Annotated in this window: 18 protein-coding genes and 2 pseudogenes; 3 read left to right on the top strand and 17 right to left on the bottom strand. The window is 42.7% G+C overall.

The genetic code is table 11. From position 1 onward, the window contains the following. Nucleotides 1-3 precede the first annotated feature (3 nt). The 5 genes and pseudogenes from LJE72_RS19355 to LJE72_RS19340 form a co-directional block, all read right to left on the bottom strand. Nucleotides 4-717 (bottom strand): phospholipase C/P1 nuclease family protein, encoded by a 714-nt coding sequence (locus tag LJE72_RS19355; RefSeq protein ID WP_229249636.1) that lies wholly within the window; start codon nt 715-717, stop codon nt 4-6. Between the two features lie 247 nt (nt 718-964). Next, nucleotides 965-1,294: pseudogene (locus tag LJE72_RS19350) on the bottom strand (DUF3102 domain-containing protein); the annotation flags it as partial. 142 nt (nt 1,295-1,436) lie between these two features. Beyond that, nucleotides 1,437-1,571: pseudogene (locus LJE72_RS19345) on the bottom strand (Uma2 family endonuclease); the annotation flags it as partial. Nucleotides 1,572-2,127: 556 nt separating this feature from the next. Then, nucleotides 2,128-2,211 carry a putative holin-like toxin gene (locus tag LJE72_RS26815; RefSeq protein WP_396391513.1) on the bottom strand — a complete coding sequence of 28 codons (84 nt, stop codon included), beginning with the start codon at nt 2,209-2,211 and terminating at the stop codon, nt 2,128-2,130. Between the two features lie 183 nt (nt 2,212-2,394). Continuing rightward, nucleotides 2,395-2,787: a winged helix-turn-helix transcriptional regulator gene (locus tag LJE72_RS19340; protein ID WP_229249635.1), complete on the bottom strand. Its 393-nt coding sequence runs from the start codon at nt 2,785-2,787 to the stop codon at nt 2,395-2,397. A gap of 173 nt (nt 2,788-2,960) precedes the next feature. On the opposite strand from LJE72_RS19340, the gene LJE72_RS19335 reads away from it, so the two are divergent. After that, nucleotides 2,961-3,317, top strand: coding sequence for a pyridoxamine 5'-phosphate oxidase family protein (locus LJE72_RS19335; RefSeq protein WP_229249634.1), 357 nt, complete (start codon nt 2,961-2,963; stop codon nt 3,315-3,317). 180 nt (nt 3,318-3,497) lie between these two features. Here the strand turns inward: LJE72_RS19335 and sstT are convergent, their stop codons facing one another. From sstT to LJE72_RS26345, 8 genes are all read right to left on the bottom strand, one after another. Next, nucleotides 3,498-4,748, bottom strand: coding sequence for a serine/threonine transporter SstT (gene sstT, locus LJE72_RS19330; RefSeq protein ID WP_229249633.1), 1,251 nt, complete (start codon nt 4,746-4,748; stop codon nt 3,498-3,500). A 637-nt stretch (nt 4,749-5,385) separates the two neighbouring features. Next, nucleotides 5,386-5,958, bottom strand: coding sequence for an NADPH-dependent FMN reductase (locus LJE72_RS19325; RefSeq protein ID WP_229249632.1), 573 nt, complete (start codon nt 5,956-5,958; stop codon nt 5,386-5,388). Nucleotides 5,959-6,006: 48 nt separating this feature from the next. Further along, nucleotides 6,007-6,537, bottom strand: coding sequence for a ferritin (locus tag LJE72_RS19320; RefSeq protein WP_229249658.1), 531 nt, complete (start codon nt 6,535-6,537; stop codon nt 6,007-6,009). A 325-nt stretch (nt 6,538-6,862) separates the two neighbouring features. Continuing rightward, nucleotides 6,863-7,681 carry a TIM barrel protein gene (locus LJE72_RS19315; RefSeq protein WP_229249631.1) on the bottom strand — a complete coding sequence of 273 codons (819 nt, stop codon included), beginning with the start codon at nt 7,679-7,681 and terminating at the stop codon, nt 6,863-6,865. Nucleotides 7,682-8,053: 372 nt separating this feature from the next. After that, nucleotides 8,054-8,773, bottom strand: a complete 720-nt coding sequence (locus LJE72_RS19310; RefSeq protein WP_229249630.1) for a DNA-3-methyladenine glycosylase family protein — start codon at nt 8,771-8,773, stop codon at nt 8,054-8,056. Beyond that, nucleotides 8,766-9,233, bottom strand: a complete 468-nt coding sequence (locus tag LJE72_RS19305; protein WP_229249629.1) for a methylated-DNA--[protein]-cysteine S-methyltransferase — start codon at nt 9,231-9,233, stop codon at nt 8,766-8,768. Before LJE72_RS19305 ends, LJE72_RS19310 begins: the two co-directional genes overlap by 8 nt. A gap of 100 nt (nt 9,234-9,333) precedes the next feature. Then, complete coding sequence (locus LJE72_RS19300; RefSeq protein ID WP_229249628.1) at nt 9,334-9,882, bottom strand: bifunctional transcriptional activator/DNA repair enzyme AdaA; 549 nt, start codon at nt 9,880-9,882, stop codon at nt 9,334-9,336. A gap of 200 nt (nt 9,883-10,082) precedes the next feature. Continuing rightward, nucleotides 10,083-10,214 carry a hypothetical protein gene (locus tag LJE72_RS26345; RefSeq protein WP_282437930.1) on the bottom strand — a complete coding sequence of 44 codons (132 nt, stop codon included), beginning with the start codon at nt 10,212-10,214 and terminating at the stop codon, nt 10,083-10,085. Between the two features lie 384 nt (nt 10,215-10,598). On the opposite strand from LJE72_RS26345, the gene LJE72_RS19295 reads away from it, so the two are divergent. Then, nucleotides 10,599-10,943 carry a hypothetical protein gene (locus LJE72_RS19295; RefSeq protein WP_229249627.1) on the top strand — a complete coding sequence of 115 codons (345 nt, stop codon included), beginning with the start codon at nt 10,599-10,601 and terminating at the stop codon, nt 10,941-10,943. A gap of 118 nt (nt 10,944-11,061) precedes the next feature. Here LJE72_RS19295 and LJE72_RS19290 read toward each other — a convergent pair whose 3' ends face one another. The 4 genes from LJE72_RS19290 to LJE72_RS19275 all read right to left on the bottom strand — a co-directional run bounded on the left by LJE72_RS19290 (nt 11,062) and on the right by LJE72_RS19275 (nt 16,485). Then, nucleotides 11,062-12,798 carry an ABC transporter ATP-binding protein gene (locus tag LJE72_RS19290; RefSeq protein ID WP_229249626.1) on the bottom strand — a complete coding sequence of 579 codons (1,737 nt, stop codon included), beginning with the start codon at nt 12,796-12,798 and terminating at the stop codon, nt 11,062-11,064. Continuing rightward, complete coding sequence (locus LJE72_RS19285; RefSeq protein ID WP_229249625.1) at nt 12,791-14,596, bottom strand: ABC transporter ATP-binding protein; 1,806 nt, start codon at nt 14,594-14,596, stop codon at nt 12,791-12,793. Before LJE72_RS19285 ends, LJE72_RS19290 begins: the two co-directional genes overlap by 8 nt. 62 nt (nt 14,597-14,658) lie before the next feature. Continuing rightward, nucleotides 14,659-15,456, bottom strand: coding sequence for a class I SAM-dependent methyltransferase (locus tag LJE72_RS19280; protein WP_229249624.1), 798 nt, complete (start codon nt 15,454-15,456; stop codon nt 14,659-14,661). A 411-nt stretch (nt 15,457-15,867) separates the two neighbouring features. Continuing rightward, complete coding sequence (locus LJE72_RS19275) at nt 15,868-16,485, bottom strand: TetR/AcrR family transcriptional regulator (RefSeq protein ID WP_229249623.1); 618 nt, start codon at nt 16,483-16,485, stop codon at nt 15,868-15,870. A gap of 327 nt (nt 16,486-16,812) precedes the next feature. Between LJE72_RS19275 and LJE72_RS19270 the strand changes: the two genes are divergently transcribed. Next, nucleotides 16,813-17,871, top strand: coding sequence for a hypothetical protein (locus LJE72_RS19270; RefSeq protein ID WP_229249622.1), 1,059 nt, complete (start codon nt 16,813-16,815; stop codon nt 17,869-17,871). Nucleotides 17,872-17,983 lie beyond the last annotated feature (112 nt).

Below are 17,983 nucleotides of genomic sequence, written 5' to 3'. Positions count from 1 at the left end.
AATCTACTCTAGTCTTAACCTTAAACCGTCCAATTGTTGATAAACAAAATCAAGAAACCCAGCAGAAGTGGAAATCGTTAGAGGAATCAAAATTTCTGAAGCTATGCTATAACTTTCTTCCGAACACCCGCTCTCCAATGATACCAAGGGATATAGACCAGCTGAAACATGAGCATTATAATCAATCCATTGGGCTGGGTGGGAAAATGGCAGATACATACCACTCTCAGCAGGAAATTTAGCCCAATTTTGAGTCACCCAGGCTTCGAACTCTTTGTGACCATCGAAAACCATCCCCAAGGAATGGTGTGGTTCACACATGTCCTGTACTAGATGCAGCGCAGCCCCGAGAAAGAACATACCTTTATCGACGTCATTTGGAAACAGAGTGAAAGCCCGATTGAAATAGCACTGGCACTCCCCTGTTGCGCCCGGCCAGATTATGCTCCCTGGCTTGTCGGGATGGCTATAAAAGTGGTTAACGTTTTTCCACCCCCGGTCAGCCCAGTATAATCCTTTGGAGAGCATCGAATGATGATTCTGGAATAATTCAGCAACCTCCTCTTTTCCATCATGAGTCAAGGTAACATAGGCCTGTTCCAGACAGTGAACATGGGTTTCACCAGGTTTGTCAAGAAAATATTGCAACGGTCCCGCTGACGCTAGAAGTAATTTTGTTACTTTACCAAGGGTCTGGACAATAATTCCCTCATTCATTCCAATTCAACACCTTTTCTTTTCTTTTACAACCTAAGTTTACAAAATGATTCTAAATAATAAGATGATAATATCTAAACAATTTCTAAACAGTTCCTAAACTATTCTTGCGTAAAAAAACCATGCAAACGATAAGCCGCTGCATGGTTTTAAAGAATTCTATACTTTATGCATTTGGTTGATACCCATCTCCCTAAACCGTTTCTATGATTATGGGATTACCACATACGCCCTCTCACTATAAAATTTTAACATCATGCTCCAGGATAAATTTCTCCCGCTCATCTTTCGGAATCCCCAGCAGGAGAATGGCCTGTTAGTATGTAAAATTCGTCGGCGCCGACGAATTTTCCCTGCCGCCGTCATCGCCGGCAGGGAATAGTTTATCTCCATATTCTTCAACGAGCTGCATCAGCCATTTTCCTCATTCTCCATGGGGGAGCAGGTCCTTGGCCTCCTTCAAGCGCTTGCCGGTCTCTATGGCATTGATAAGCATGATTTTACAAGCCTGCTGTTTGATTCTATTAATCTCAGCCGCAATGCCTTGCGGCGTACGTTCAGTGCTGGGTTCATTCATTTTGATTCCCGCCTTTATAATAGCTTTAATGACAGCATACGCAGGCGGGTTTCGGATGGTGAAGGCTTGGGTATAAACCTGAGTTGTCTCCGCCTATTGTCCGCACCATCTCCCTGGCCTTTAAAAACAAGAAGGTATTGCCAGATATAGCTTGGTGTTGCCAGGAAGCGACTGCTTGCATATAAGGTACACCATCGATGATTTCCCAACGTTCACCTTCCGGTCAGGTTAGGTAATCAGCATAAGTATATTTTTCCTTTGATTCCGGAATTGGCATAAAATCATAAGATTACTGTCTTTTTCGGCTAAAATTCATCAACAATATCGGTAGCCCTAGATTATAATTCTAGAATTATCTTTTTAATGGCTCTATATTTAAGAAGCTTAAAAACGAGTCTACCTTTAGAAGCTTCGGATTTGACAACAATACGATCCTTCTCAATTGCTGGATTTTTATACCGCTTATTTCATGTAAGGAATCGGTCCCGAACTTTGTATGCTCTCACGCCTGATTTGCATTTGGTCAATTTTTTGTAAGAACAGTTATTTAATATCACAATACTTAAAAACAGTTTTATAAATAACTGTTATATTCTAATCTCAAAAGCGTGGTGGATAAAGTAGCAGGCACTATGAAAAACTATAAAATATCTTACGCCAATGATCTAGCTTGAAATTCATAAATTTATGTCTAACACTATCAAGAGTGATATTTTAAATCAACTGTGATCAAAGAGGAGTCATGTTGGTCGCATGACTCCAATGTAACAGCCACTTAAGAGCGGACGGCGTCAAAGAGTGCGGAATAGACCGAATCCTTGGACAGAGGCGGTCTATTTCCGTTTATGGAATGAAAGTATTAACACCACCAATGTTGCAAATGAAATCATCAGCATCAAAGTCTGGTATCCTTCCACGGCATCACCTCCCTTCGGAGGAATGCCGACCGCCCTGCAAGCTTTTTCAGTTACAATTAAATTACAACATCGTAGCACTCAATTTTGGGTGCTTTTATTATGTCTATCTAATACCAGGTTCGAAATTATGGACAAAGCTAATAAATTCACAGGTAGGAGTACAGGCGCTGCGGGTAGGCCAATTCAATCACTTGAGTTTTCGCATTTGTAATCGCATTTTTGACATTGTGAAAGGATATACTCGCTGTTCTCCCTGTGGTATGCCCCCGACCATCTGCAAATGCTTTGCAGAATGGGTACAACGGATCTTCCCTTATCCGTCAGGTAATATTCCACTCTCGGTGGAATTTCATCAAATTGCTGTCTTTGAACGATTCCGTCTGCAATTAACTCTTTCAAAGTCGTTGCCAAAACCGCGTCCGTGATATTGGTCATTTCTTTGCGCAGAGAGCTGTAACGCAGAACCTCTTTCTCTGCCAGAACACAGATAATCCGGGATTTCCATTTTCCGCCGAAAATGTCTAAGCCATATTCCAGTGGGCAGCGAATATCTTTTTCTAACTTGGGTTTATACATTCCGAACACCCTCCTGTAGTGTAATTATAAAAGGCATACTTTGAAAATGCCAGTAACTATGAAATTTATGAGTAACTCATAAATTTGCGGGTATCTTTAAATCACGCCGCAGCTTGCCTATACTTAAGTAAAGCTTAAATAAGAGCAAATCAAATAGGAGGGTCTTCAAATGAATGCAAATGTGGTTTTTGGGTACATATTCGGATGAGCCGAATGCCGTACCAGTAGCTTTCAAGGACGTTACCGATGACGGCAAACTAGTGGTAGGTGATGTATTTTTGGATACCACACTTTCCAACATTAAAGAAAACGGTAAGATAGCCATCTCTGCCTGCAATGGAGGGACCATGGAAGGATATCAGATCAAAGGCAAGGCCGAGTACGTGACGGAAGGCCCTGTTGTGGAGACTTTCAAAAAACTTGTCTCGGACATGTTCAAAGGTGCTATGACTGCCAAAGGTGCGCTTATTATCACCCCGGAAAAGGTCATTGTCACCACTCCCGGCCCGGATAACAAAAAAGTTATCTGATCCTATGCAAAAAAGTCTTTAGTTTTCTCTTGTAACTAAAAATCCTTGCAACTTCATAAGCTGCAAGGATTTTTAGTTGCTTGAAACTGACATAGGAACCGCTAAACAAATCACTTTTTGAGCTATCTTTTATATCGAAGCCACCCTCTTTTTTATGTGGTTTTGGGTTCTGGACAAAGCTCATTTTTGCTCTGCGAAAGTTGATTTAATAATGATTTCTTTTCCGTCTTTACGCATCTTAGCGAATTCAGCTGTTGCCGTGAAAAGTGCGTCAGTGGATGAGTTAAGAGCCGTTTCGCAAGAATCTTGTAAAACACCTACGATAAAGCCTACCCCAACTACCTGCATAGCAATCTCATTTGGGATCCCAAATAAGCTACAGGCCAGAGGAATCAGTAATAGCGATCCGCCCGCTACGCCTGAAGCACCGCAAGCGCTTACAGCCGACAATACGCTGAGGATTAAGGCCGTAGCCATATCCACTTGAATGCCAAGCGTGTGAACCGCCGCCAGGGTCATAACACTAATGGTAACAGCAGCACCTGCCATATTGATGGTAGCACCTAATGGAATAGATACCGAATACGTATCCTTATCCAAACCTAGATTTTCACACAAGGTCATATTTACAGGGATGTTTGCAGCTGAGCTGCGTGTAAAGAACGCTGTAATACCACTTTCCCTTAAACACTTTAACACAAGTGGGTATGGGTTTTTACGAATATTCACGTACACAATGATTGGATTGACAACAAGAGCTATAAAAAACATACAACCAAGCAGAAGTACAAGTAATTGTCCATAACTAAATAATGCCTCAATTCCATTTGTAGCAATAGCATCAAATACGAGACCCATGATACCCAATGGGGCTAATTTTATGACCCATCTAACCATTTTTGTCACTGCATCTGAAAAATTTGAAATCATCATTTTTGTAGATTCAGGAGCATTTTTTAAAGCAAAGCCAAGAAGTATTGCCCAAGACAATATACCGATATAGTTGGCATTATAAAGTGCTTTTACAGGGTTATCAACAACATTCAGCAGTAATGCTTTGAGAACCTCTACGACCCCTCCCGGAGGCGTCACATTATTAGCGCCCGCTGCAAATGTTAAGGTTATTGGGAATATGAAGCTTGCAACAACCGCTACAAGTCCAGCTAAGAATGTTCCAAAAAGATAAAGAACGATAATGGATTTCATATTGGTTTGATGACCACTCTTGTGTTGAGAGATTGCCGACATGACCAAGAAGAAGACCAATATAGGTGCAATCGCTTTCAAAGCACCTACAAATAAAGTACCAAAGATTGCGATGGGTTTTGCTGTGTCTGGAATCGCTACTGCCAAGATGATACCGATAATCAATCCTATAAGTATTTGTTTTACCAGGCTCAGTTTATTCCAGTTATTCATCAGACTTTTCATAATCACTTTTCCTCCCTAATTAAATCATGATTAGAGTTCCATCTCTTCTTTGACTTGCTTGAAACAAGTAACCGCGAAGTCCAAATCTTCTTTGCTATGGCCAGCCGAAACCTGGATTCTGATTCTTGCCTTTCCCAGAGGCACGACGGGTATCCAATCTCGACACACCCTTTTGTTCATTTCTTAGAGTTTATTCGAATTGATTTTTCCCATAATCAATCTCCATATAATGTCTAAAAACTATTTCTAATCTTTGCTCATGCTCCTCTCTTTCTTAAAACCAAATGTCCTCGCTGGAGAGACATTAAGTCCAAATATTAAGATAATTCACATTAAAGATACCACTTTCTTTAAAAAATGTCCACCCCAGAGAGACACGAAAACATTCCCAATTGATATTGTAAAACTTACGGTAAGGCTGAACGCCTTCTAAAAGTCCATCTGGTCCCTACCTATGCTCCCTTGCCCACGTTCTCCGCTGATCACCCTGGCCTTGCAAAAACTGCCAGTCCAAATTGAAAGGCGTCTTTCAATTTGGACTGGCAGTAATAACTTTTTTAAGTAAATACAATTATCTTCCTTAACTATCCGTCTTTGATGCCGCGAATAATATTCGCGAAAGCAGGGTTATCCTGGATTAACCTCTTTCTTGGCACTCCTTCATTTCCCGTGTTTTATCCACCAGCGCCTGTAAAAGTTTTGTGATTGCATTTCTGCTGTACTCGTCAATTAACTTTCCGCTGGGATCAAACTTCGTGTGCGCACTCATAATGAACACTTCCGGCTTATTTAACGGCAAAAGGTTGAGTACGACGCAGACCTGACGCAAATGGTACTGGACCCGGGCTCCGCCGAATATACCGGGCGAAGCACTCATGATTGCCAGGGGTTTTCCGTTTAACGGCAACTCCGTACTGCGGGACGCCCAATCTATAGCATTTTTCAACACCGGCGGTATGGAATAGTTGTACTCGGGGGTGGAAATCAGGATGGCGTCTGCTTCAGCCAGTTTTCTTTTAAATTGAACGACGACCTCGGGGATCCCTTCTGATTCCAAATCTTCATTAAAAAACGGAATAAGGGATAAATCTACTATTTCCAAATTTGCGCCAGCGGGCAGTAATTCTTTAGCTGCATTAAGAGCTGCTTTATTATAAGAGTTGCGGCGCAAGCTTCCTGTAAAACCAACGATATTAATAACTTTTTCCATTCAGACTCCCACCTTTGCTAATTGACTGCATCTATGTTTCTAGCATTATCACGCTTGGTTATTGGCCGATAACGGTGCCGCGACAGTGTAGATTCTTGCCCCCATTTCGGTATCGAGCATGAGAATTCCTCTTCCATCATTTTCGCCGACAAGTTTGATTTTGCTGAGATTTTGTTCCGCATTGGCCTCTTCTTCCGCTTGCTCGTCTATAAACCACTTGATAAAGGAACTCGTTTTATGGTCCCGTTCTTGGATGGACTGATCGGCAATATTATAAATCGATGCTGTTACCAAACGCTCGTGCTCCACCTGCCTTGTCAATACTTCTTCAATGGACTGAAACTCCCATTCAGGTGCCGCTATAGTCTGAAGCTTAACCCGTCCTCCGACTTGATGAATATAGTTAAAAAATATTAAAGCATGATCCCTTTCCTCCATGGCCTGCACCCGGAACCAATGGGCGAATCCGTTAAGGTTCCTATTCGCAAAATAAGCTTCAAATGACATGTATAGATAGGCGGAATAAAATTCTTTTTGGATTTGCTCATTCAACAAGTTTTCGATTTTTTCGCTGATCATCATTCTAACCTCCTTATATTTTATTAATACTCAGGGATTTTATTTTAATTATAAATTAAATGTTATTAAAAATAAACCAGGCTTTTGAAGGGCAAAAACGTTAAGCGTAAGTAAGCTTGATTATATAACTATCCCTATTCCACTCCACAGTATGTCCAATACTCTATTATTTAATAAAAGCTCAATTACCGTAGTTCAGTTTTTAATGATATTGCAATGCTATGACTTCGTTTGGACACAAATATGTTTGGTCTGCCCCCGACCACGCTGCAGCCTGACTGAACTGAGATTCAGTCAGGACGTTTGTCTATTCTTTAAACTCGAATCAGAGTCTTTCATAGGTTTTCTTTAGTAACAGTGCATCTTTCTCCACTATAGGGCCTTCAGATATTATACAACCTTTTACGTTGAAGTACCTTATAGCCTTCAGGCAATCCACATAATTGAAGTCACTTTGCAGCAACGGGATATGGTTCCGCTCACCTTTTTTAGTGTAATTTACTCCTCCCATATGAATATGTAAGTCTTCCAAAGCCGATTTTCCGAGTTCATCCGAGACATATTGAAGTATTTTAGCAAAATCATTAAACCCTTTTAGTTTGCCATTATATCTTGCGTGTATATGTGAAAAATCAATACACAATTTACACGAGCTGATTTCTTTGCACAAAGAGACTAGTTCCTCAATCGTGCCGAATTGTGTCTCCTTACCAGTTGTCTCTAATCTATAATCTATCCCGGTTAGGGGAAGACGTAATAAATTATCCCTTATGGTATAATACGCATCCTCTTTGGAGTCTCCCAAATAAAAGCCTGGATGAAAGATTAGACTCCTCCCTCCAACTTTGGACAATCCTTCCAGAGCTTTTAAGATCCTTTCTATAGATCGTTCCTGTTTGTCCGATTCATTGGCATTTAAATTTATGTAGTGCGAGCCATGGGCTGATAAGTAAAAATCATTTTTTGACTTGGCTTGTAATATAAGGCTCTTATTGTTATCCGTAACATTAACGTTTCTGACAAAAAGAAGCTCCATTGCATCAAGCCCTATGGACTTAGCATAATCTATGCCACTAGCATAATTAAATTTAGTAGAACCGTTTCCTAGAGGAAGACCAGATATGCCAAATAAAAGTGTATCCATTATCATCATCCTTTTTGACCTTAAGGCTAACCAATTCCATGAGTATCCAATTTAAAGTACACCTAGAAATAGCACGTCCCCTTTTATCAATTCCTCATGGTTTCCTATTTCAGCAACAGTCCCATTATCAATGACCGGAATTTGATCAGCCGCAACCACGGTTCGCTTGATTTCGTCACGCTCGTTCTGATGTTCTACCCAGTTCTCGACATACCCTCAATCGCAGCAGACATAGAGAATAACCGGGATTTTTTTCATAAGCGTAAAAGTCCATGTATAGATATTATTGCCGCCGGAGTGACGATTTGGATTATCCCGCACGCGAACAATATTGCGGAATTGCCTTAAATTGTCCTTGACATGGGGTACACATTAATCCGCTGCTGTCCCTTCTGCTGCATGCACCGGTTTTCGCCGTCGCTTCGCTTCTTCTTTTGGGGGAACTGCTTTTTTAGGCTGATAGTCTACAAGATGTTGGCAGGCACCACCGGCTATGGCCCACAGATAGAGGCTGGCTACCGTAGCATAAGGCGAATAACGGCGTTTGTATTTATTAAAAAGCTGAGGTGTAATTTTACGGTGATGGTACAGCATCCGCAAACCACGGAGGATTGCAAGGTCATACCTGCTCATGACATCCGGGCGTTGCAGGGAAAAAATCAGCAGCATCTCCGCTGTCCAGACACCAATCCCTTTAATCTGGCCAAGGTGTAGGCAAACTTGTTCATCCGACATTGTTTGTAACAGCCTCAGGTTCAAGCTGCCCTTTAGCACGGAATCGGCAATTTCTTTGATATATAACGCTTTGCGCATAGATATTCCGCAAGATTGCAATTCTTCTGCCGATATTGCCCCCAGGGTTTCCGGTGTAATAGATGAGAATTTTTCCAGCATTCGATTCCAGATTGTCACATGGGCCTTTGTGGATATTTGTTGTCCGACAATGGCATTTACCAAAGCCGTGAACATATCGGGGATAATCGGACGGTTGATATGCTCAATCTCATCCATCGCGGCACCGAGTATGGGATCACGGGCTTTCAGCCATTGGATTTCCTTTTCTCCATAATCAAAATACTGTAGATCAGGCATAGCGTTTCTCCAACTCCAATAAATACTGTTTTACGGGAAGACCGCCCACATAACCGGTCAAACTACCGTCTTGTCCCACCACACGGTGGCAGGGAATAATAATGATAACAGGGTTGCGCTTGTTCGCCGTACCAACAGCGCGGCTTGCGCGTGGGTTTCCAATTTGCACGGCGATATCCTTGTAGCTGCAGGTTTCGCCAACAGGGATGGCCTGCAGGGCTTCCCACACTGATTGCTGGAACTCCGTGCCGTGCAGAGACAACGGCAAATCAAATTCTTTTCGCCGGCCGTCAAAGTATTCTCCCAGCTGTCTTGCCGCTTCTCGAATAAGCGGTGTTTGGGCGGTGCTAAAACCCGTAAGGATTTTACTACTTCTTAAAAACACATGGCATAGAGCGCCGTTTTCTTCGGCAATTCCAATTGTACCGATGGGATAATCATAGTACCATACGTTTTTCATAATCTCACTCCTCGACCTATTAGGTTAGCTTCGAAGGGAGAAGTGGTGCAGACTCATAGGCCTCTTCCAAGCTTTTTAAGAACCATTTTATTTCCCGCCACTATAGCCCCCCACGATATTTCTTGGGTGTTGTTCCGGTCTGCCTTTTGAAGAAGCTGTAGAAAGCGGGCAAGCTGCTAAACCCGATATCACCCGCAATGTCGATGATGGACATATCCGTTTCAGCAAGCATGTTCTTTGCCTGCTCAGACCGCAGCCGATTTAAGTATTGGATTGGCGGCACACCATATTGTTGCTTAAAAATAACCGCTAAATGGTTTGTCGTCACACCTAATTGTTTCATTTCTCTGATAAGCCGTTCCCGCCGGCAGTAATAACCGTCGATCAGTTCCTTTGTTTGCCGGGCGATTTCCAACACTGGCGCATAATCTGTTAAATCAGGGCGACAACGCTTACATGGCCTAAAACCAGCGTTTTGAGCATTTTCCTGTGTTTCAAAATAGCAAACATTTTTTCTTAACGGCGTTCTTGATTTGCACGATGGCCGGCAATAGACGCCGACTGTTTTCACTGCGTAGAGAAATCTGCCATTATAGTTATCATCGCAATCCACGACAGCTCCCCACATTTCATCCTCTGCAAATTGCATTGCCTATCCAACCTCCTCAAGATCTGCTGCTCCCTTTGCTCTGGCTATAGTTTACCACAATGATTTTCAGATAATCTTCCTTCTTTCCAAGATGTAATTCCATTCGTGACAGAAGTCTGATAAGCATTTTGTCCCAGAACAACGGATTTCAAAATGACAAGGGAGAAAATTTCCCATCCCTTTGGTTAGAGGGGCTTTCTTCAACTCTGTACCTTGAGGCAGATAATGCGGTTTGCAACGCTAAAGTAAACAATTCTCTCAACTTCATCTAACGTACAGCGTTTAAATAATTCTTCATCAATTCGGTTCTTCTTATCCTTCGAGAAAAGCAACTGCCACCCTCTCCTGTCTTCATACGCATACGAACCCAAAGCCCCTCTTTACATAGGACTTTTATCCTATACTCAATTTTTTCCAAAGTTTATGAAGCTTTTTCTGTAGCTCAATTGTCTAATAAGTATAGATGGTAAAATCGTTTAAATATGCCAGTTGTTAAGAGGTCAGTAATTATTAAGGGAGGACGGTTTGAAGGTTCCCGTTGTAGTAGAAGAAAAAGAATATCCAGGTTCCTATGCTACTTCAAATGAAGTACACGTATAGGAGGAAACACCTATGCTCCAACCCTCTCATGTGTTAATATCGGGGTTAGGAGATCACAGAAAAGGAGGAAATTATACTCTTTTAGTCTTTGATAATAAACGAAAGGTGGTTAATAAATGAATAAAAAGGGGAAATCTTTAACTATGACTGGGGGAGTATTAGCCCTAGCTATTGCCTCATTAGTCATAGTTAATACTAATGCATTTTCTGATGAAATAGTCAAAAAAGGCAGCAAACAAATCGAAGTAGAGACAAATATGAAAGACCGAGCAATAAAAACCTTTGATATTAATACAAAAAATGAAAAGGTTCTTTATAATAGCGATGTGTTTAATAATAAAACTGCAACAGAGAGTGCCGATGTAATATCTAAATATATCCCGATTTATTTCATCGGAGAAAATGAAGTTTCAATAGGAATTAAGCACTCCGATGGGAACTATATCTCTTCACAAATTTGATATATCAAAAGAAAAACCGATTAAAACCGATCATATAGTTAAGAAGGCAAAAAAAATGCCCGTATGGATGGACTGATTACGGAATCCATCAACAGGCACGGCATTAAGTTTGACCCCCTCAACAATGATTCTGATATTGAGTGTTTAGCATCCCTGCAAAAATCCCCTGCTTGCTTGTTAATTCCGCCGGTGTGCCTGTTTCTTCAATCACACCCTCTTTAATCACCACAATTTTATCCGCTCCCAAAACCGTTCTCATCCGGTGGGCAATAATCAAAACCGTCTTATTCTTGACAAGCTCACCCAGTGCCCTTTGGATTTTGCTCTCATTTTCCGCATCAAGAGATGCCGTCGCTTCGTCAAGCAGTATAATCGGGGCGTCTTTCAGTATGGCTCTCGCTATGGAGATCCGCTGTCTTTCTCCGCCGGATAATCGTTCGCCGTTTTCCCCGATCAAGGTGTTATAGCCTTGGGGAAGCTTTTTAACGAACTCATCGCATTGGGCCAGCCGAGCGGCCTTGATGACTTCTTCATCGGTTGCATCCTTCCTGCCCAGACGGATATTATCCATAATACTTGAATTAAACAGTGTCACATCCTGAAAAACGATGGAATAATGATTTAGAAGAGTTTCAGGATCAACCAACGAGATATCCGCTCCCCCCAAGGTAACGGTTCCTTTGTCTAGGTCCCAGAATCTTGCGGACAGCTTGGCAATGGTGCTCTTTCCTCCCCCGGAAGGCCCTACCAGTGCTGTCACGTCGCCCTGCTTTGCCGTAAAGCTGACATTCTTTAAGGTTTGCACACCCTCTTGATAGGAGAAGTCAACGTTCTTGAATTCAATATCGTAGTTTTTAGGATTGAAGTCAGTGCTTCCTTCCTGTCTGGGCATTTTATCCATGTCTTTCATACGGTTTATCCGAACATTTAGGTAGAGCAGCAAAGCCAGGTTATTCATCGCCTCCATGATGGGGTTGTAAATGCGGGCTGTCACGACAAGGAACACCAGGTAAGTAAAGACACTTATCTCTCCTCTTGACAGTAGATAGGCGCCGTACAGTAAAACACTGGGCAGCCCAAGCTTTAATAATACATGGGACAGGTTGAGAAAAGCCCCGATCAAAAGCTCGCCTTTAATCATCAGCCTTTCCAAATTGTCCAGCATGACGTTTAACTGACTGGAAAAAGCCCCTTCCTGGTTATAGGATTTGATTTCCTGGGCCGAGTCAAGCCCCTCCTGAATTTTATCCGCAATCTCCCTTTTGAGCTGATAAAACTTGGCATGCATGGTGTTTTGAAGCTTTCTCGACAGGTAAAAAACCAGGACCGCCACCGGCACTACCCAAAATACGGCGAGGGACAGCTGCCAGTTGTAGAAAAACATCATCACACCCATGATGAGAACCGTGGATACGGCGGCATAAATTTGAGGAACCGAATGGGAAAAGAGCATTTCTATTTGGGTAGCATCCTCCATGATGGTTGAGCTTAAATCCGCAATATCCTTTTTGCCGAAAAAGGCTAAAGGCAGCTTTCTCAGGGTTTCAGCCAGACTGATCCGTCGTTTGGCGCTCTCTTCGTAAATCCTGGTATAGGTGGAGTTGTATTGAAAATAGGCAATCACCAGCATTACCAGAAAGAAGGTTGCCGACATGACAGCATAGTAGGCCAGGCTGTTTTTGGAGGTGCTGGCAGGATCAAAAAGCAAACCCAGGTATTCTTCTAAAAACATAAAGCCGAGAACTACCGGAGCAATAAAGCTGAGGTCCATGACGACGGTCCAAATAATGGCGTAAAAAAGATCCTTGGCCCCTTTTTCAGACATAGCATATTTGTTTTCAAAATAGTTAAGCATTTTGACCTCCATCCTCCTGACGTTTAGCGTTTATTTTCCAGGCCAGAGATTTCTGGTATTCATCCCACATCCCTTTGTAGATACCGCCCATCTTCAGTAATTCTTCTTGAGTTCCTTCTTCCGCGATTTTCCCCCTTTCAATCACCAGTATCCTGTCTGCGTTCTGCACGCTGGTCAGACGATGGGCGATCATAAGCGTGGTTTTGCCTCGGCTCAGCTCTTTCAGGGCTTTGTGAATCAAATGCTCATTCTCAGGATCTGCAAAAGCCGTGGCTTCATCTAAAAGGACGATGGGGGCATTCTTAACAATTGCCCTGGCAATGGCAATTCTTTGCTGTTCTCCTCCTGAAAGATAGGTACCTTTTGAGCCGATGACAGTGTCAAGCCCCTCGGGAAGCTTGGTAATGATTTCTCTGGACTGGGAAGATTCAATGGCTTTATTTAATTCTTCCTCTTTGACCTTTTCTTTGCCAAAAAGGATATTCTCCCTTAGGGAAGCTTTAAATAGCTTAGTATTTTGAAAAACCAGGGCAATGCTCTCCATCAGTTCTTTTTTGGGAAGATCCCTGACATTGATTCCCCCGACCAGAACTTCACCTTTATCTGCATCCCAGAACCGGGCGGCCAGCCTGGCAATGGTGGTCTTCCCTCCTCCTGAGGCTCCCACAAGGGCAATGGTTTCCCCTTCCTTTAATTTAAAGCTGATTTTATCCAGGGCGGGCTTGTCGCTTCCTTCATAGGAAAACACCACATCCCTAAATTCCAGACTGTAATTTTGAATGGTTTTTTCCTTCTCTGTATAGCTCAGGCCGGGATACTCTGTAAGCCCATCCAATCTGTCAATAGCTTGCTCTGCTATCAGAGTATTCTGCTGAAAATACATGGATTTCATCAAAAGCGTGGTAAAGATTGGCGATATAAGCATATAAAAGGTAAAGTCGGCCAGGACAAGAGGGAGGTTATCTCCTCTGCCGATTAAAAAAATAGCCATGGGGATTAAGTAGAATGCAGCGGTTTGCATCACTGTACTGTAGAAGGACATGGGCTTTCGCCAAAGCAGGGTATAAGCATGGACCATCTCTTTATATTTAATGATGCTGGCATAAAATCGCTTAAATGAAAAGATGCTTTGTCCAAAGGTTTTAACCACCGGGATACCCCGTATATATTCCACGGATTCAGAACTCATTTCTTCCAAAGAATCATAATACATTTTTTGAAATCCTTTGCCTTCAGCACTCATCATGAAGCGCATGGTTATAAAGCCCAGAATAATCGGCACAAGGGAAGCAAGCCCCATTCTCCAGTCCACCATCAAGATCAGCGCTATCAGCATAACGGGGGATACGAAGCTGCCTGCCATATCAGGAAGCTGGTGTGCTAAAAAGCTATGGGTTGTTCCCGCTCCGTCATTGACAATCTTGCGGGTTTTCCCGCTTGAATGCTGATCAAAAAAGCCAAGAGGCATAGAGAGTATTTTATCCATGCCGACTTTTTGCATTCCGATTTCTACGCGGAAGGCTGCAAGATGGGAGCTTAAGAGGGCAAAAAAATAAACGATGACGCCTCCTACCGCACTCCCGAAGGCAAGCCAGGCATAAAAGCTGATCTTCGAAAGATTCATGGACTGGGGAGAGGACAAAATATCCCTGGTTATGTACCATACCAGTATAAAAGGTACAATGTTAAGGACTGCGGACAGTCCCGACAATACCAGGGATAAGGGCAACAGGATCTTCTTTTTGCCCATATAGGGTGTGAACCTTTTTAAAATAAATTCTTTTTTCTCTGCAGGCATAAACGTCTATCCTCCTTTTCAATCTTTAGGGCTGTGGATGCAGAAGTACAGAATGGGTTATTTTACAAAAAGACTAGATGGACGATTCTATCGTTGAAATTATTTTTGATGGCAGGAATTAAAGCCAGCCAGCCCATCCATTTCCATCTATCGCGATGAAAATCAAAAAAATTCCATTCTTCAATAAAGCGGATTTGAGGATGTAAAAGCTCCATATCCCTTCCGCTTCTAATTCCCCATTGAAATCTGGCTTCCGTTTTACGGACTGTTTCATGCTTGCCGCCAAATTTCACCAGAAAGCGCGGAAACATTTCAAAAAGCAGATGAGAACCGGGAAACAGTTTGATCAGATGTTTCATCAGTTCCTTTATCTCTTGCTCTGTGAAGTACATAAATACGCCTTCCGCCAGAAACAGAATTTGGGCTCCTTCAGTCTGAACATCCTGCACCCATGAATAATCAAACACAGATTTGCCGATCATCCTGTATCTCCCGCTTTCCTTGAAAAAGCTCTTGCGGATGCCCATAGGCTCGGGAAGGTCCAGGTCATACCAACGGATTCTTCCGTTATCCACTCTTAAATACCGGGTATCCAAACCACAGCCTATGTTAACGATCACCGCCTCAGGATGCTCTTGAATAAACTTTTTCACTTCCTTGTCCAGTATTTCTGTTCTGACAGCAACACCTGTTTGGGTCAGCCATGAACCCTTGAATTTTGAGAAGTCATAGTCGATTTTTCCTACCATTTCAACGGCCTTTTCATCTCGAATAATCGGTTTTTTCTCCTTTGTCTCCGCTGCTCTTGCCCATAAAGGGATCAACAGGGTTTCAGGTACCCCTTGCAAATTCTGGTACATTCCTTGTCACGTCCTTTCCTCTCCTTCTATTTTCTGATATCCACATCCATGTCTCTGGTCAGCATGCTGACCTCTCCCTGTTTCAGCCGTCATCTCTTTCGGACTTGTCTGGGTCCAGCCTAAGGGCAAGCTCGTTTAGCGAATAGGGTTTGCCCTTCTTTTAGCAATCGGTGACCACATGCTGTCCCCATGAGTCAATAACGCTACTTCCCCTAACACCGCCAATATTTGCAGTTGAAGCTCACCAAAAACGGCCTAATAGTGTTTCCCGGCAGTCGATTTATGCAATCAATTTCTTCTGTCAGCTTGCTTTGCTATATTGTTAGAAGAATCTAACTTTATGGCAATTTTTTTGAGGTTCATAGAACCTCATTGTTTTCTTTTGAATCCAGAAGCCTTATCAGAAGATTGCTAAGGATTTAAAATGCTCTTCCAGCCCCCCGTGAAAAATTGCCTTAGACTCTCTATATAGCTGTCTGCCGCTTCCCTTAACATGTCATGCTTTACCACCTCAAATATCGCTGAAAAAAAAGCACTTGAAATAATATGCAGCAGTTCAGGTGTAGCCCTGCCGGAAGTCAGCGCATCGTTCCCTGTGGATTCAAGAAATCTCAAGGTGTATTCTACCTCGATCTCTACCAGATTATGGATAAAATCCGAGAAGGCCGTCCCTTCTGAACAGGAAATAAGCAGCTTTAATTCATCAAAATGATCATAGATATAGGCAATGAATTTCTTGACCTCTTCAGATGAATAATCATAGACATTTTCCTTTTTAGCAGCTTCCGGTAAGTGATCAAATTCCTCCTGTGCCGATAAAAACATTTCCCTCAGTCCATTCACAGCAGGCAGCACTAATGCCTCAAAGAGCGCTTTCTTATCCGGATAATAGCCGTAAAACGCTCCTGTAGTAACACCTGCACGCTTCACAATGTTTCTCAAGGAAGCATCTTTAAAGCCTTTCCCCAAAAATTCTTTCTTACCCTCAGCCATTATTTTCTGCAATGTAGTTAAATCATCGCCGCCCACCTCAGCACCGCCTATATAACAACGTTATGTAACACCGTTATATTATACTGACTGGGTGTATTTGTCAAGGGTTGGGTAAATATTCCTTCAGAATATTTGATCGAGACGTGTAACTAATCTGTTTCGAATGCGGAAGCATTCACGCAATGCGTGGTGAATTGACAAAACTTTTATGTATTGATTTTCTTGCTTGGATCCCATGATCGGCTATGCTAAACTGAATGTAAATAACTTCTATGCAAGGATTCATTTAACAGTTGAATGATTCAGCATAGAATGTCATAACGATATGCGACAATCTCCACTAAAATCATAAAGGAGATTTCCATGAATTTTCAAGTATTAGAAAACCAATTATCCCAAATCAAGGAACTGGCCGTCATCAGCAGGAATGCCCAGCTCGACGGTGTAATCTGTCATATCATGGGTATGGTGCGCCGTGACGATGGTAAATTGCAGATGTTGATTTTGCAATATGACCAGGGGTATCGGGAAAAGCTGGAGAATGCAGAAATTGCAGTATTGACCGCTTCCCCTGGGGAATTAATTACTAACCGCATCGAACAGCGGGGTGACAGGAATCTGAAACCTACCTTGCGTTTTGACAGCGTGGAAAAAGTCTGCTTCGGCGACTTGGAACTGACGAGCAATGAAAGCGGCAGCGGCAAATGCGGGACAAAGCAGTGGGATAAGGTAGCGTTGTTTACCCAATTTCTCTTAAAGGGCTGGAGTCCCGTGGGTATTGATACCAAGGATATGGGTGCCATGTTTCTGACCAATCTGACATTCGTGGGTACCTATGACGCCATTCCGGCGTTTGATACAGAAGTACCTATCCGTTTTTCCATGCGCCAGGACAGAGCACGCCATCTGGTGGAAATGCCTGTGACTTTGACTGTCGGCAGCGAGTATAAAGAAAAGCTGTACTTTACAGACAAGGGAAGCGGAAAGCAGCATTGGGTAAAGATTAACAGCGTTACCCTCTGGGACATGTGGGTGGAGATGTCGAAGACATTTGATAATCCTCGGCTGAAGGAACAAGTATCCCCGGAGGAACTGGCCCGGAGTAAAGCGGAATTTGAGGAGCGCTTTTCTGGAATGTGCCCTAAAGGAATGTGCTATCCGGTTATTGAGTATGAGTGTGAGGAGGATATCTCCCTTCAGTTTTATAGCAAGCGGTGGCTGGATGCGGAAGCAATTCATAAGAACAGTGCTCTGAGCGTTTTCATGAAACCTGACGAACCCATGGGAAAATTGGGACTTAAACTGAAAGCCGCTATGATACAGGAGCCAATGATGGCGAATACCGTAAACATTGAAGCAGAGTTGTTCCACTATAGTCAGACTGGTAAAGCGGAGGATATCGTGTTAGCCAAAAATGCTTAAATACTATCTCTTCCGCCCAATCCTTTGTCTGTGTCCTTATCTGGACTGTTTCGAGAAAACCATCGCACAAAGGATCTCTTTCAAGATGCTGTTGCAGTTTTTCGGCCTGCTC

The organism is Desulfosporosinus shakirovi (assembly GCF_020595055.1).
Taxonomy (GTDB): domain Bacteria; phylum Bacillota; class Desulfitobacteriia; order Desulfitobacteriales; family Desulfitobacteriaceae; genus Desulfosporosinus; species Desulfosporosinus shakirovi.
Note: the sequence above shows the minus strand (reverse complement) of the source record. Positions and strands in the feature narration are given on the sequence as shown.

What these genes read in the sequence shown, in the direction of transcription:
- LJE72_RS19355 (WP_229249636.1), bottom strand. Translation starts at nt 717, where the DNA reads ATGAATGAGGGAATTATTGTCCAGACCCTTGGTAAAGTAACAAAATTA.
- LJE72_RS19340 (WP_229249635.1), bottom strand. Translation starts at nt 2,787, where the DNA reads ATGTATAAACCCAAGTTAGAAAAAGATATTCGCTGCCCACTGGAATAT.
- LJE72_RS19335 (WP_229249634.1), top strand. Translation starts at nt 2,961, where the DNA reads ATGCAAATGTGGTTTTTGGGTACATATTCGGATGAGCCGAATGCCGTA.
- sstT (WP_229249633.1), bottom strand. Translation starts at nt 4,748, where the DNA reads ATGAAAAGTCTGATGAATAACTGGAATAAACTGAGCCTGGTAAAACAA.
- LJE72_RS19325 (WP_229249632.1), bottom strand. Translation starts at nt 5,958, where the DNA reads ATGGAAAAAGTTATTAATATCGTTGGTTTTACAGGAAGCTTGCGCCGC.
- LJE72_RS19320 (WP_229249658.1), bottom strand. Translation starts at nt 6,537, where the DNA reads ATGATCAGCGAAAAAATCGAAAACTTGTTGAATGAGCAAATCCAAAAA.
- LJE72_RS19315 (WP_229249631.1), bottom strand. Translation starts at nt 7,681, where the DNA reads ATGGATACACTTTTATTTGGCATATCTGGTCTTCCTCTAGGAAACGGT.
- LJE72_RS19310 (WP_229249630.1), bottom strand. Translation starts at nt 8,773, where the DNA reads ATGCCTGATCTACAGTATTTTGATTATGGAGAAAAGGAAATCCAATGG.
- LJE72_RS19305 (WP_229249629.1), bottom strand. Translation starts at nt 9,233, where the DNA reads ATGAAAAACGTATGGTACTATGATTATCCCATCGGTACAATTGGAATT.
- LJE72_RS19300 (WP_229249628.1), bottom strand. Translation starts at nt 9,882, where the DNA reads ATGCAATTTGCAGAGGATGAAATGTGGGGAGCTGTCGTGGATTGCGAT.
- LJE72_RS19295 (WP_229249627.1), top strand. Translation starts at nt 10,599, where the DNA reads ATGAATAAAAAGGGGAAATCTTTAACTATGACTGGGGGAGTATTAGCC.
- LJE72_RS19290 (WP_229249626.1), bottom strand. Translation starts at nt 12,798, where the DNA reads ATGCTTAACTATTTTGAAAACAAATATGCTATGTCTGAAAAAGGGGCC.
- LJE72_RS19285 (WP_229249625.1), bottom strand. Translation starts at nt 14,596, where the DNA reads ATGCCTGCAGAGAAAAAAGAATTTATTTTAAAAAGGTTCACACCCTAT.
- LJE72_RS19280 (WP_229249624.1), bottom strand. Translation starts at nt 15,456, where the DNA reads ATGTACCAGAATTTGCAAGGGGTACCTGAAACCCTGTTGATCCCTTTA.
- LJE72_RS19270 (WP_229249622.1), top strand. Translation starts at nt 16,813, where the DNA reads ATGAATTTTCAAGTATTAGAAAACCAATTATCCCAAATCAAGGAACTG.